We start from the raw sequence: 14,394 nt of genomic DNA on the forward strand, positions 1-14,394 counted from the left end.
ATTCAAATCGCGAATGCGACCGCCAAGGGTGCCCTCGAGGTGACTGGTCGTTATTCAAGAATTTAACCCTGGAGAATTACATGTCCGTTACTATGCGCGAAATGCTGGAAGCCGGTATTCACTTCGGCCACCAGACCCGTTTCTGGAACCCAAAGATGGCACCGTTCATCTTCGGTCATCGCAACAAGATCCACATCATCAACCTGGAAAAAACCATGGCGATGTACCAGGATGCGATGAAAACCATCAAGCAGATCTCGGCCAACCGCGGCACCATCCTGATGGTCGGCACCAAGCGCCAGGCACGCGATATCATCGCCGCTGAAGCACAGCGCGCCGGCGTGCCTTACGTCGACCAGCGCTGGCTGGGCGGCATGCTGACCAACTTCAAGACCATCAAGACCTCGATCAAGCGCCTGAAAGACATGGAAGCCCAGATCGAAGACGGTTCGGTCGAGAAGATGTCGAAGAAAGAAGCGCTGATGTTCTCGCGCGAAATGGAAAAGCTGCAGAAGTCGATCGGCGGCATCAAGGACCTGGGCGGCGTGCCTGACGCGATCTTCGTCGTCGACGTCGGCTACCACAAGGGCGCCATCACCGAAGCCGGCAAGCTGGGCATCCCGGTCATCGGCGTGGTCGATACCAACCACTCGCCAGAAGGCGTCACCCACGTGATCCCTGGTAACGACGACTCGTCGAAAGCCATCACCCTGTACGCACGCGGCGTTGCCGATGCGATCCTGGAAGGCCGTGCCAATGCCACCAACGAAGTCGTTGAAATGGTCAAGGCCGGCGGCGACGACTTCGTCGAAGTCTCCGAGCAGGCATAAGCTCAGGCAGGCCTAGCGCCTGCCCCGAGCGCCGAGCGTTGTATACACGCTCTCAAAGGGGTGCCGGTGTTCTGAGCACCCCTTTTTTCAAGCAAAAGAATTCAGCAATAACGTCGTGGAAGCGCCGTTTGGCGTTTTCACTCTGCGACTCACTATTTAGGAGAATACACATGGCAGCGATTACTGCAGCGATGGTCGGCGAACTGCGCGCGAAAACCGACGCACCGATGATGGAATGCAAAAAAGCACTGACCGAAGCCGAAGGCGACATGGGCCGTGCTGAAGAGATCCTGCGCGTCAAGCTGGGCGGCAAGGCATCGAAAGCATCGGCACGCATCACCGCCGAAGGCGTCGTCGCCACCTACATCGCCGGCAACATCGGCGCGCTGGTGGAAATCAACAGCGAAACCGACTTCGTCGCCAAGAACGACGACTTCCTGGCCATGGCCAACCTGGCAGCCAAGCTGATCGCCGAAAACAACCCGGCCGACGTCGCTGCCCTGTCCGAGCTGGACGCCGGCGGCCAGACCTTCGACGCACTGCGTTCGGCACTGATCGGCAAGATCGGCGAGAACATGACCGTGCGCCGCTTCCAGCGTTTCGAAACCACCGGCAAGCTGGCTTCCTACCTGCACGGCACCCGTATCGGCGTCATGGTCGAATACGAAGGCGCGGACGAGCAGGTCGGCAAGGACGTCGCAATGCACATCGCCGCGATGAAGCCAGTCGCTCTGTCGGCTGAGCAAGTGCCTGCTGAAATGATCGAAAAAGAGCGTTCGGTTGCTCAACTGAAAGCACAAGAAGACGCGGACGCCGCTGCTGCTGCTGGCAAGCCAGCCCAGTCGCCGGAAATCCTGGCCAAGCGCCTCGAAGGTTCGGTCCAGAAGTACCTGAAAGAAGTGTCGCTGCTGAACCAGGCATTCGTGAAGAACGACAAGCAGTCGATCGAGCAGATGCTGAAGGCCGCCAACACGACCGTCAAGGGCTTCACCATGTACGTCGTCGGCGAAGGCATCGAGAAAAAGGTTGACGACTTCGCAGCAGAAGTCGCGGCCCAGATGGCTGCCAACAAGCAGTAATAGAAAAGCGGGCCGCAAGGCCCGTTTTTTTAACCCGTCGGTTTTATCGACGGGGTAGGGTGGACACAGATGTCCACCCTACGACTACAAAGACGTGACGCTGCCGTTGCCCAAGAGCGTGCGCGCCAGTTTCACCGCCATCTGTACATTTGCAGATGAAGCCGCAAGCCATGCGCCTGCGGCCGGAACCGAATTTGAACCGAACACTACAGGAGAGCGCCTCATCATGACAAAACCAGCCTACCAACGAGTCCTCCTCAAGCTGTCTGGCGAAGCGCTGATGGGTGACGACCCCTTCGGCATCAACCGCGTCACCATCGATCGCATGGTGGCCGATGTGGCGGAAGTGGCCAAATTGGGTGTCGAGCTGGCGGTCGTGATCGGCGGCGGCAACATCTTCCGCGGCGTCGCGCCCGGCGCCCAGGGCATGGACCGCGCCACCGCCGACTACATGGGCATGCTGGCCACCGTCATGAACGCCCTGGCCCTGGCCGACGCCATGCGCCATGTCGGCATCACCGCACGCGTGATGTCGGCGATCGGCATCGAGCAGGTGGTCGAGCCCTACGTGCGCCCGAAGGCGCTGCAGTATCTCGAAGAAGGCAAGGTCGTCGTCTTCGCCGCCGGCACCGGCAACCCCTTCTTCACCACCGACACCGCGGCCGCCCTGCGCGGCTCGGAAATCTCGGCCCAGATTGTTTTGAAGGCAACCAAGGTCGATGGCGTATATACTGCCGATCCTAAGAAGGATCCGCACGCGACGCGCTACGAGTCGATCACCTTCGACGAAGCGATCGCCAAGCATTTGCAGGTGATGGACGCGACCGCGTTTGCCCTGTGCCGCGACCAGAAGCTGCCGATCAAGGTGTTCTCCATCGTCAAGCCCGGCGCGCTCATGCGCGTGATCATGGGCGAAGACGAAGGTACACTGGTACACGTTTGATTTAACTCTGAAATATTGAATAACAGGAGAGCAGCATGTCCCTAGCTGACGTCAAAAAGAATGCGCAAGAGCGCATGACGAAGTCGATTGAAACCCTGCGCGCCGACCTCGCCAAAGTGCGTACCGGCCGTGCCCACACCGGCATCCTCGACCACGTGATGGTCGACTACTACGGTTCGCCAACGCCGCTGTCCGGCGTGGCCAACCTGACCCTGGCCGATGCGCGCACCATCGCCGTCCAGCCGTACGAAAAGAAGATGCTGAGCACCATCGAGAAGGCGATCCGTGATGCCGACCTCGGCCTGAACCCGTCGACGATGGGCGACATGGTCCGTGTGCCGACCCCGGCGCTGACCGAGGAACGCCGCAAGGAAATGGTCAAGCTGTGCAAGTCGGAAGCCGAAGATGCAAAGATCGCCGTGCGTAACATCCGCCGCGACGCCAACGAGCAGCTGAAGAAAATGGTCAAGGACAAGACCGCCTCGGAAGACGACGAGCGCCGTTCGTCCGACGAGATCCAGAAACTGACCGACAAGTTCGTGGCCGACATCGACAAGCTGGTCACCGAAAAGGAAAAGGAAGTCCTGACCGTCTGACGCAGGAGAGGGCGCAAATGGCGTCCCCGGCCCCGTGCTTGCGCGCTTGCCGCGTTGCGCGGGGTCCGTTTGTTTTATTCCTCTGTGTATTGCCGTGATGGCAAAGGATTTATGATTTTCAAGAGTTCGACGACTGCAGTCCCCGATGTGCCGGCTGTGCCGCGCCACGTCGCGATCATCATGGACGGCAATGGCCGCTGGGCGACCAAGCGCCTGCTGCCGCGCGTGGCCGGCCACGTGAAGGGCGTCGAGGCCGTGCGCGGCGTGGTCGAGGCCTGCGCGCTGCGCGGCGTCGAGTACCTGACGCTGTTTGCGTTTTCGTCGGAAAACTGGCGCCGGCCGGCCGAGGAAGTGTCGCTGCTGATGCGCCTCTTCGTCACCGCCCTCGAGCGCGAAGTGGCGAAGATGCACGCCAACGACATCCGCCTGAAGGTCGTGGGCGATCTGTCGCGCTTCGACCCGAAATTGCAGGACATGATCGCGAATGCCGAGCGCAAGACCGCCGGCAACACGCGCCTGACGGTCTCGGTGTGCGCCAACTACGGCGGCCGCTGGGACATCATGCAGGCCACCAGCAAGATGGTTGCCGCCAACCCCGGCCTGAGCGAGTACACCGAAGAGTTGCTGGCGCCGCACCTGGCGATGGCGTATGCGCCGGAGCCGGACCTGTTCATCCGCACCGGCGGCGAAGAGCGCATCAGCAATTTCCTGCTGTGGCAGCTGGCGTATTCCGAGCTGTACTTTACCGATACCTACTGGCCTGACTTCTCGGCCGAGTCCCTGGACGCGGCGATCGCGTCTTACCAACACCGCGAACGGCGCTTCGGCCGGACCGGCGAACAAGTGGCGAACAAAAACTGATGCTGAAAACCCGGATCATCACCGCGCTCGTGCTGCTGGCAGTCCTGCTGCCGGTCCTGTATTCCAATAACTACACAGCCTTCGCAGTGGTGGCGACCGTGTTCTTCGGCGCCGCGATCTGGGAATGCTTCCGCCTGTTCAACCCGCAGTCGACCAAGGCGCCGATCGTGGCCGCCTTCTGGACCGCAGCCTTCGTCTGGGCCTTCTTTGGCCCGGGCCACCCGAACCCGGTGTTCTGGTACGCGATCTCGCTGCTGCTGTGGGCGCTGCGCTTTGCGCCCTCCTTGAAGGTCGGACTGCCGGCGCTCGATTCCACCGCCAACACCCTGCTCAGCGTGGTGTATGCCGTGTCGCTGGTCGGCTGCTTCGCCGCCATCGTGGCGCTGTACGCCTACTCTCCGCTGTACCTGCTGTCGGTGCTGGCCATCGTCTGGGCCGCCGACATCTTCGCCTACTTCTCGGGCAAGGCCTTCGGCAAGCGCAAGCTGGCGCCATCCATCTCGCCCGGCAAGTCCTGGGAAGGCGCGATCGGCGGCGGCATCGCCGTGCTGGTCATCGCCACCCTGGTCATCGTCTTCGCCGGCGACAGCCTGGCCAATACCTTCCCGGTGCGCGTGCAGGCCAGCCTGGGCTGGGCCGCCACCTGGGCCATCCTGGTCCTGGTCGCCGCCGCCAGTGTCGTCGGCGACCTCTTCGAATCCCAGCTCAAGCGCCGTGCCGGCATGAAGGACAGCAGCAACCTGCTGCCCGGCCATGGCGGCGTGCTGGACCGGATCGACGCCCTGGTTCCCGTACTGCCCCTGGCGGCACTGATCGGCATCTGGCTGTAATACCCGAGCTGTAATACACGGGCTGTAAGGAGCTTCACATGCAACGCATCACCATCCTGGGCGCCACCGGTTCCATCGGCGTCTCGACCCTCGACGTGCTCGCGCGTCATCCCGAGCACTACCAGGTCTACGCGCTGAGCGCGCACAGCCGCGTCGAGGAACTGGCTGCCCAGTGCCGCCAGTTCAAGCCGCAGCGCGCCGTGGTCGGCAGCCCTGAAGCCGCGGCGCAATTGTCGCGCCTGCTGGAGGGCTTGCCAATCGACGTGGCGTATGGCGAAGCCGCCCTGTGCGAGATCGCATCGGGCGCCGGCACCGATACCGTGATGGCGGCGATTGTCGGCGCCGCCGGCCTGGCGCCGACCCTGGCCGCGGCCCGCGCCGGCAAGAAGGTGCTGCTGGCGAACAAGGAAGCCCTGGTCATGTCGGGCCAGCTGTTCATGGACGCCGTGCGCGAGCACAAGGCGACCTTGCTGCCCATCGACAGCGAGCACAACGCGATCTTCCAGTCGCTCCCAAGCAATTACGCGCGCCAGCCCGACGCCTCCGGCGTGGCCAAGATCCTGTTGACCGCTTCGGGCGGCCCCTTCCTGAACCGCGCCGTCGAGACCCTGGAAAACGTCACGCCGGAAGAAGCCTGCAAGCATCCGAACTGGGCTATGGGCCGCAAGATCTCGGTCGACTCCGCCACCATGATGAACAAGGGCCTGGAAGTGATCGAGGCCCACTGGCTGTTTGGCGCACCGGCCGATCGGATCGAGGTGGTGATCCACCCGCAAAGCGTGATCCACTCGATGGTGAGCTACGTCGACGGCTCGGTGCTGGCCCAGCTCGGCAACCCCGACATGCGCACCCCGATCGCGCACGCGCTGGCCTACCCGGAGCGTATCGATTCCGGCGTGGCCCAGCTCGATTTGACCACGATGGCGGCGCTGCAGTTCTACCCGCCCGACTTCGTCCGCTTCCCTTGCCTGGCGCTGGCCTTCGACGCCCTGCGTGCAGGCGGCACCGCGCCGGCGCTGCTGAACGCGGCCAACGAAGTGGCGGTCGAGGCCTTCCTCGAACGCCGCATCGGTTTCCGCGACATCGACCGCGTGGTGCGCCGCGTGATGGACGAGAACACGCATGGCGCAGCGCATGACATCGCAGCCGTGATGGCGCAGGATGAGCATGCCCGCGCTGCGGCAGGGCAGATCGTCGCCGCGCTGGCAGGCAACCCGAACCGGACTTGATACCATGAACTTCCTGTATGCAGTCGCGGGCTTCGTCCTCGCGCTGGGGCCGCTGATCGTCTTCCACGAACTCGGCCACTATCTCGTTGCGCGCCTGTGCGGCGTGAAGGTCCTGCGCTTTTCGGTGGGCATGGGCAAGGTTGTGTGGTCGCGCCGCTTCGGCCGCGACAATACCGAATGGGCCATTTCCGCGCTGCCTTTGGGCGGCTACGTGCAGATGCTCGACGCGCGCGACCCGGCCACCGCACCGAAGGACGAAGCCGACCTGGCGCGCGAATTCACGCGCCAGAATGTGTGGAAGCGCATCGCCATCGTCGCGGCCGGTCCGATTGCCAACTTCTTGCTGGCCATTGTGCTGTTCGGTTTGCTGTTCATGCACGGCGCCCAGGAACCCAGCGCCAAACTGGCGGCGATGGAAACGAACACGCCGGCCTACGCCGCCGGCCTGCGCGGCGGCGACAGCATCGCCGCCGTCAACGGCGAGCCGGTGCAGTCGTTCTCGGAATTGCGCTGGGCCGTCACCCATCTTGCCATCGACAGGCAGGATGCCCACTTCGACGTGAAAGGCGCAAGCGGCAGCAGCTACCGCGCCAGCATTCCGGCCAGCGCCTTCGGCGCCGTCGATCCCGAAGGCGAACCCGACGGCGACCTGATGGGCGCGCTCGGCATGAACGTCTGGATCGGCATGCCGGTCGTGGAGCAGGCCGTGGCGGGCGGTCCGGGCGAACGCGCCGGCCTGCGCCGCGGCGACGTCATCGTGACGGCCGACGGCAAGCCGCTGCTGGACGCAGGCGATTTCGTGCGCACCGTGCGCGCCGCCGCCGGCCGCACCCTGCAGCTGGAAGTGCGCCGCGACGGCAATCTCCTGAGCCTGCCGCTGGTACCGGAGAAGGACCCGAAAGGCCAGGGCGTGGCCCAGGTCCAGCTGGCGCCGGCGGTCGACTTCATTACCGTGCAGGCTGGCCCGTTCGAGGCCATCGGCAAGGGTGCGCAGCGCACCTGGGAGATGACGGCGCTGACCTTCAAGATGATCGCCAGGATCGTCACGGGGCAAGCCTCGCTGAAAAATGTCACCGGTCCATTGACCATCGCCGACTACGCCGGACAGACAGCGCGCATGGGACTTGCGACGTTTTTGGGCTTCATCGCGGTGGTCAGCGTGAGCCTGGGTGTAATGAATCTGTTACCAATTCCAGTGCTGGATGGTGGCCATTTGCTGTATTATTCGCTGGAAGTTTTGACCGGGCGTCCCCTGTCCGAGCGAATCCAGGCATTCGCTCAACGCGCAGGGGTAGGCCTGCTGTTCATGCTGATGGCGCTCGCCGTCTTCAATGACCTGGGACGATTGCTCTGATTTTCCCGCGGCGCCGGCAAACAAGAATATGTATGTTGTCCAATGACTGACCCGTTATTTAGCCAATGAATTCACAACCAGATCGTTTTGCCCTGCCGTTCATTCGCCGCAGCCTGATCGGCGCGGCCGTGCTGGCGCTGTGCGCCGGCCCTGCGTTCGCCGTTAATCCGTTCGTCGTCAAGGACATCCGGATCGAAGGCATCCAGCGTACCGAAGCCGGCACCGTGTTCACGTATCTGCCGGTGCGCGTGGGCGAGACCTTCGACAACGACAAATCCATCGCCGCCATCAAGGCCCTGTACGCGACCGGCTTCTTCAAGGACATCCGCCTGGAAGAAGAAAAGGGCGTGCTGGTGGTGCTGGTCGAGGAACGTCCTGCCATCAACACCGTCGACTTCACCGGCGCCAAGGAGTTCGAGAAGGACATGCTGGTCAAGGCCCTGCGCGAAATCGGCGTGGGCGAAGCCAAGATCTACGACAAGTCGGCGGTCGACCGCGCCGAACAGGAACTCAAGCGCCAGTACCTCTCGCACGGCATGTACGGCGTGAAGATCACGACCACCGTCACCCCGATCGAGCGTAACCGCGTGAACGTCATGTTCAACGTCGACGAAGGCGAGGTCGCGCGCATCAAGCAGATCAACATTGTCGGCAACAAGGTCGTCTCCGACAAGCAGATCCGCGAGATCCTGCAGCTGTCCACCTCGGGCTGGCTGACCTGGTATTCAAAAGCCGACCAGTACTCCAAGACCAAGCTGACCGGCGACCTGGAAGCGATCAAGTCCTACTACCTGGACCGCGGCTACCTCGAAGCGAACGTCGAATCGACGCAGGTGGCGATCACCCCGGACAAGAAGGACATCTACCTCACCATCAACATCACCGAGGGCGAGAAGTACACCGTCTCGAGCGTGAAGCTGGAAGGCGAGACCTTCGGACGCGAGGAAGAACTGCGCGACCTGATCATCCTCCAGGCGGGCAAGACCTATTCCGGCGCGCAGCAGGAAGCATCGAGCAAGCGCATCGCCGCGCGCCTGGGCAGCTTCGGCTACGCCTTCGCCAACGTGAATGCCGACCCGGTCCTCGACCGCGAGAAGCGCGAAGTCGCGTTCACCTTCACCGTCGATCCGGGCAAGCGCGCCTACGTCCGCCACATCAATATTTCGGGCAATACCGTGAGCCGCGACGAAGTCATCCGCCGCGAGTTCCGCCAGTTCGAAAGTTCGTGGTACGACGCCGACCGCGTCAAGCTCTCGCGCGACCGCGTCGACCGCCTCGGCTACTTCAAGGAAGTGAAGATCGAGACGCCGGAGTCGCCGGGCAGCTCCGACCAGGTCGACGTCAACATGACGGTCGAGGAACGCCCGACCGGCAACTTCACCATTGGCGGCTCGTTCTCGCAGGCCGAGAAGTTCACCTTCACGATGGGCGTGCAGCAGGCGAACTTCGCCGGCAGCGGCCAGACCATCGGCTTCGACATCAACACCTCGAAGTACAGCCGCACCTTCGCCGTATCGAACACCAATCCGTACTTCACCGACGACGGCGTGTCGCGCGCGTTCCAGGTCTACCACCGCACGACCCGTCCGCCGCTGTCGAACATTGGCTCGTACACGGTGCGCCAGACCGGCGGCAACATGACCTTCGGCGTGCCGTTCTCGGAAACCGACACCGTCTACTTCGGCGCCGGCCTCGAGCGCACCACGCTGACCACCGACACCACCAGCCCGGAAATCTACAAGCAGTTCGTGCGCCAGAACGGCGGCCCGAACTCGGGACCGTATTCGGGCGTGGGTACCGGCGAAAGCATCGCCATCCCGCTGACGGTGGCCTGGGGCCGCGACAGCCGCGACAGCGCGATCACCCCAAGCTACGGCCGCTACCAGCGCGCCAACCTCGAGGTCGACGTGATCGGCGACTCGAAGTACTTCCGCGCCGTCTACGAACACCAGTGGTACCGTCCGCTGACCTCGTGGATGACGCTGGCCGTGCGCGGCGAGTTCGACTACGGCAAGGGCATCGGCGGCAAGGAATACCCGGTCTTCAAGAACTTCTACGCCGGCGGCATCGGCTCGGTGCGCGGCTACGAAAGCTCGACCCTGGGCGTGGTCGATCCGATCTACGGCGACGCCATCGGCGGCTCGAAGCGCCTGATCGGCAACGCCGAGCTGCAGTTCCCGTTCCCGGGCAGCAGCAAGGACCGCAGCCTGCGCTGGTTCGTCTTCACCGACGGCGGCCAGGTATTCCAGGAGAAGTCGCCGATCCGCCTGCAGGAGATGCGCTACTCGGCCGGTATCGGCCTGTCGTGGATCTCGCCGGTCGGCCCGCTGCGCCTGTCGTTCGCCAAGCCCCTGAACAAGAAAGAGGGCGACCAGATCGAAGGTTTCCAGTTCCAGATGGGGACGGGCTTCTGAGGCAGCGCTTCCGAGTCCCTTCCTTCGTCATTTCTTTTCACCGCGGAGAATTATGTTGAAAAATCTGAAAGCATTGCCCGGGACCCTGCTGCTGGCAGGCCTGTGCGCCGCTCCGCTGGCCCAGGCGCAGAACGCGCCGAGCCGCATCGGCTTCGTGTTCACCGAACGCCTGATGACGGAATCGAAGATGGCCAAGGCGGCCGACGCCAAGATCCAGGCCGAATTCTCGAAGCGCCAGAAGACGAACGAAGAGCTGGTGACCAGGTTCAAGCAGATGAGCGAGAAGTTCGACACCGACGCGCCGCGCCTGAGCGACATCGAGCGCACCCGCCGCGCGCGCGAACTGTTCGACATGGAAAAAGACGTGCAGCGCATGAACCGCGAGTTCCAGGAAGACCTGATGCAGCGCAAGAGCGAAGAGCGCGCCGCCATCGCCACCAAGGCCTTCAAGCTGATCGAACAGATCGCCGAGCAGGAAAAACTCGACGCCGTACTGCAGGAAGCGGCGTGGTCGAGCCCGCGCATCGATATCACGGATAAAATCCTGAAACAGCTGGACAAGTAAAGTTTTGGAACAACGCGAACACATCCCCCGCGGCGTGCGCCTGGGCGACCTGGTCGAGCGCTTCGGCGGCCAGCTCGTCGGCAACGCCGACCTCGTCGTCAGCGCCATCGCTCCCCTCGACAGCGCCGACGCCACCCAGATCAGCTTCCTCAGCAACAGCAAGCTGCGCGCGCTGGCCGCGCAAAGCTCGGCCGCGGCGCTGATCCTGTCGCCGCTGGACGACCCGTCGGTTGCCGCCACCTACGCCGGCAGCCGCATCGTCACCACCAATCCCTACGCCTATTTCGCGCGCACCGCGCAGTACTTCGTGGCGCTGGAAGAAGACGCCGTCACGCCGGGCATCCACCCGAGCGCCGTCGTCGACGCCGGCGCCGAGATCGACGCCACGGCCCACATCGGCCCGCACGTGACGATCGAAGCGGGTGCCGTGGTGAAGGCGGGCGCCATCATCGAGCACGGCTGCTTCATCGGCCGTGGCGCCACCGTGGGCGAGGGCACGCGCTTCTACCCGAACGTGACCTTCCAGCGCGGCTGCATCATCGGCGCGCGCGGCATCGTGCATTCGGGCGCGGTGATCGGCGGCGACGGCTTCGGCTTTGCGGTCGAGGCAGGCGTGTACATCAAGATCCCGCAGACCGGGCGCGTAGTGATCGGCGACGACGTCGACATCGGCTCGAACACCTCGATCGACCGCGGCGCGCTGGCTGACACCGTCATCGAAGACGGCGTCAAGCTCGACAACCAGATCCAGATCGGCCACAACTGCCACATCGGCGCGCACACGGCCATGGCCGGCTGCGTCGGCGTGGCCGGCAGCGCCAAGATCGGCAGCCGCTGCACGTTTGGCGGCGCCGCCATGGTGCTGGGCCACCTGGAGATTGCCGACAACGTGCACATCTCCTCGGGCTCGATGGTGTCGCGCTCGGTGCTCGAGCCGGGCCAGTACACCGGCTTCTATCCGCTGGCGAAAAACGCCGAGTGGGAAAAATCGGCGGCCATCGTCCGCAATCTGAATTCCATGCGCGAGAAGATCCGCACGCTGGAAAAAACCATCAAGACGCTCATTGAGCAGACTCAAGAACAGAAAAATGACGACTGATACCAAGAAGATCACCCTCGACATCAACGGCATCAAGGAATACCTGCCGCACCGCTACCCGCTGCTGCTGGTCGACCGCGTGCTGGATGTCGAACTGGGCAAGCGCATCACCGCCATCAAGAACGTGACCGTCAACGAAGAATTCTTTAACGGCCACTTCCCGCACAAGCCGGTGATGCCTGGCGTGCTGATGATCGAGGCGCTGGCGCAGACCGCCGCCATCCTGTCGTTCATGACCATGAACGTGAAGCCCGACGAGAACTCGGTGGTGTATTTCGTCGGCATCGACAACGCGCGCTTCAAGCGTCCGGTCGAGCCGGGCGACCAGCTGGTGATGGAAGTCGAGATCCTGCGCCAGGCGCGCGGCATCTGGAAATACAAGGCCACGGCCAGCGTCGACGGTAAAGTAGCCGTCGAGGGCGACCTGATGTGCACCATCCGCGGCGCCGCAGAGGCGACCATGAAGGGCGCCGCACCAGCAGACACGGGCGCGGAGGGGTAATGAGCAAGATCCACCCGACCGCGATCGTCGATCCGCACGCCGAGCTCGACAGCTCGGTCGAGGTCGGCCCGTACTCGATCATCGGCCCTCACGTGCGCATCGGCGCGCGCACCGTGGTCGGCCCGCACGTGGTCATCGAAGGCCACACGACGATCGGCGAAGACAACAAGTTCTTCCAGTTCGGTTCGATCGGCGCCGCGCCGCAGGACAAGAAGTGGCAGGGCGAGCCGACGCGCCTGGAAATCGGCAACGGCAACACCATCCGCGAGTTCGTCACCTTCAACCTCGGCACGGCCCAGGACGAAGGCGTCACCCGTTTGGGCGACGACAACTGGATCTCGGCCTACGTCCACCTGGCGCACGATTGCCAGGTCGGCAGCCACACGATCTTCTCGAACAACGCGCAATTGGCGGGCCACGTGCACGTGGGCGACCACGCAATCCTGTCCGGCTACGCCGGCGTGCACCAGTTCTGCAAGATCGGCGCGCATGCCTTCATCGGCATGTACACCAGCCTGACCCAGGACGTGCCGCCGTTCGTGATGGTGTCCGGGAACCCGGCTGCCGCGCGCGGCGTCAATACCGAAGGCCTGAAGCGCCGCGGTTTCAGCCGCGCCCAGATCGACGGCATCCGCGCCGCCTACAAGCACCTGTACCGCAGCGGCCTGACGCTGGAAGAAGCCAAGGCGGCGCTCGAGCAGGAAGAGGGCGCGTCGCCTGAAGCCGCAGGCGACGTCAAGGCGATCCGCGACTTCCTCGGCACCATAACCCGTGGCATCGTCCGATAAGCCTGCAGGCCCGGACATCTCGCTGGCCCTGGTCGCCGGCGAAGTGTCCGGCGACATGCTCGCCGCACGCCTGCTCGCCGGGCTGCGTCCGCATCTTCCCAACGCGCGCTTCCACGGCATCGGCGGCCCGCGCATGATCGAGCAGGGCCTGGTGTCGGACGTGCCGATCGAGACCCTGACGGTGCGCGGCCTGTTCGAGATCATTCCGCGCTACCGCGAAATCAAGGGTATCCAGAACCGCCTGCGCGACCGGCTGCTGGCGGAGAGACCCGCCGCCTTCATCGGCGCCGACTACCCGGGTTTCAACCTCGGCCTGGAAGAACAGTTGCGCGCGGGCGGGATTCCGACCCTGCACTTCGTCGGCCCGCAAATCTGGGCCTGGCGCGGCGGTCGCATCAAGAAGATCCAGCGCGCGGTGTCGCACATGCTGGTGATCTTCCCGTTCGAAGAGCAGATCTACAAGGACGCCGGCGTGCCGGTGACGTATATCGGCCATCCGCTGGCCGAGACCATTCCCCTGGTGCCGGATACCGTCGGTGCCCGCGCCACGCTCGGCCTCGCGCCGGATGCGCGCGTGGTCGCCATCATGCCGGGTTCGCGCATGGGCGAACTGAAGTACCTGGCCGAGACTTTTGTCCGTACCGCCGGCCTGCTGGCGCAACGCGACCCGGGCCTGAGGTTCGTCGTGCCGATGGCGGGCGACAAGCAGCGCGCCTACTTCAACGAGATCGTGGCAAAGGCCGGCCTGGTTAATGTTCCGCTGATGCTGCTCGATGGCCAGTCGCATACCGCGATTGCTGCCGCCGATGCGGTGCTGGTGGCCTCGGGTACGGCGACGCTGGAAGTGGCGCTGTTCAAGAAGCCGATGGTGATCGCGTACAAGGTCATGCGCGCGTCGTGGGAGATCATGCGCCACATGGGCTATCTGCCGTGGATAGGATTGCCGAACATCCTGGCGCGCGAATGGGTGGTGCCGGAATACCTGCAGCACGCCGCCACGCCCGAGGCCCTGTCCGACGCCGTCTGGGCCCAGCTGAACGACAGCGCGCTGCGCGACAGGCTGGCCGCGCGCTTCACGGACATGCACCACAGCCTGCTGCGCAACAGCGCGCAGGAGAGCGCGCAGGCGGTGTTGCAGGTGATTGGGGCGCGGGGCGGGTAGCCGTACGGTGGGCACCCCGTGCCCACGCGGTTACGTGTTGATCCGGAGTCCGTACCAGCGAGGATTCGCTCCGCGCCGCCGAGCATGGATCGGACGCCGACGAGGTGCATTTTGAAGCGCCGGTACGATGCAGCGGCCGCGT

The 14,394-nt window shown here is 63.9% G+C and carries 14 protein-coding genes; all 14 read left to right on the top strand.

Going from position 1 to position 14,394, the window contains the following annotated elements; translation table 11 throughout:
- Window positions 1-80: 80 nt before the first annotated feature.
- Window positions 81-830, top strand: a complete 750-nt coding sequence (gene rpsB, locus QWL29_RS03265; RefSeq protein WP_290424349.1) for a 30S ribosomal protein S2 — start codon at window positions 81-83, stop codon at window positions 828-830.
- 170 nt (window positions 831-1,000) lie between these two features.
- On the top strand, window positions 1,001-1,909 hold the full coding sequence (gene tsf, locus QWL29_RS03270) for a translation elongation factor Ts (RefSeq protein WP_305821457.1): 909 nt from the start codon (window positions 1,001-1,003) through the stop codon (window positions 1,907-1,909).
- 226 nt (window positions 1,910-2,135) lie between these two features.
- Entirely contained in the window at window positions 2,136-2,852 is a 717-nt protein-coding gene (pyrH, locus tag QWL29_RS03275) for a UMP kinase (RefSeq protein ID WP_305821458.1), read from the top strand.
- Between the two features lie 35 nt (window positions 2,853-2,887).
- Window positions 2,888-3,448: a ribosome recycling factor gene (frr, locus tag QWL29_RS03280; protein ID WP_305821459.1), complete on the top strand. Its 561-nt coding sequence runs from the start codon at window positions 2,888-2,890 to the stop codon at window positions 3,446-3,448.
- Window positions 3,449-3,559: 111 nt separating this feature from the next.
- Complete coding sequence (gene uppS / locus QWL29_RS03285) at window positions 3,560-4,309, top strand: polyprenyl diphosphate synthase (protein ID WP_305821460.1); 750 nt, start codon at window positions 3,560-3,562, stop codon at window positions 4,307-4,309.
- Window positions 4,309-5,139, top strand: coding sequence for a phosphatidate cytidylyltransferase (locus QWL29_RS03290; protein WP_305821461.1), 831 nt, complete (start codon window positions 4,309-4,311; stop codon window positions 5,137-5,139). Before uppS ends, QWL29_RS03290 begins: the two co-directional genes overlap by 1 nt.
- 38 nt (window positions 5,140-5,177) lie before the next feature.
- The gene (gene ispC / locus QWL29_RS03295) at window positions 5,178-6,368 is read left to right on the top strand and encodes a 1-deoxy-D-xylulose-5-phosphate reductoisomerase (RefSeq protein ID WP_305821462.1); all 1,191 of its coding nucleotides are present in this window, start codon (window positions 5,178-5,180) and stop codon (window positions 6,366-6,368) included.
- Window positions 6,369-6,372: 4 nt separating this feature from the next.
- Window positions 6,373-7,722, top strand: a complete 1,350-nt coding sequence (gene rseP / locus QWL29_RS03300; protein ID WP_305821463.1) for an RIP metalloprotease RseP — start codon at window positions 6,373-6,375, stop codon at window positions 7,720-7,722.
- Window positions 7,723-7,787: 65 nt separating this feature from the next.
- Window positions 7,788-10,136, top strand: coding sequence for an outer membrane protein assembly factor BamA (gene bamA, locus QWL29_RS03305; protein WP_305821464.1), 2,349 nt, complete (start codon window positions 7,788-7,790; stop codon window positions 10,134-10,136).
- A 52-nt stretch (window positions 10,137-10,188) separates the two neighbouring features.
- Window positions 10,189-10,701: an OmpH/Skp family outer membrane protein gene (locus tag QWL29_RS03310; RefSeq protein WP_305821465.1), complete on the top strand. Its 513-nt coding sequence runs from the start codon at window positions 10,189-10,191 to the stop codon at window positions 10,699-10,701.
- 4 nt (window positions 10,702-10,705) lie between these two features.
- Window positions 10,706-11,800, top strand: a complete 1,095-nt coding sequence (gene lpxD / locus QWL29_RS03315; RefSeq protein ID WP_305821466.1) for a UDP-3-O-(3-hydroxymyristoyl)glucosamine N-acyltransferase — start codon at window positions 10,706-10,708, stop codon at window positions 11,798-11,800.
- Entirely contained in the window at window positions 11,790-12,302 is a 513-nt protein-coding gene (gene fabZ / locus QWL29_RS03320) for a 3-hydroxyacyl-ACP dehydratase FabZ (RefSeq protein WP_305821467.1), read from the top strand. Before lpxD ends, fabZ begins: the two co-directional genes overlap by 11 nt.
- Window positions 12,302-13,090, top strand: coding sequence for an acyl-ACP--UDP-N-acetylglucosamine O-acyltransferase (gene lpxA / locus QWL29_RS03325; RefSeq protein ID WP_305821468.1), 789 nt, complete (start codon window positions 12,302-12,304; stop codon window positions 13,088-13,090). Before fabZ ends, lpxA begins: the two co-directional genes overlap by 1 nt.
- Window positions 13,074-14,252 carry a lipid-A-disaccharide synthase gene (gene lpxB / locus QWL29_RS03330; RefSeq protein WP_305821469.1) on the top strand — a complete coding sequence of 393 codons (1,179 nt, stop codon included), beginning with the start codon at window positions 13,074-13,076 and terminating at the stop codon, window positions 14,250-14,252. Before lpxA ends, lpxB begins: the two co-directional genes overlap by 17 nt.
- Window positions 14,253-14,394: the final 142 nt, after the last annotated feature.

This window comes from Massilia brevitalea (assembly GCF_030711405.1).
Taxonomy (GTDB): Bacteria; Pseudomonadota; Gammaproteobacteria; order Burkholderiales; family Burkholderiaceae_D; genus Telluria; species Telluria brevitalea.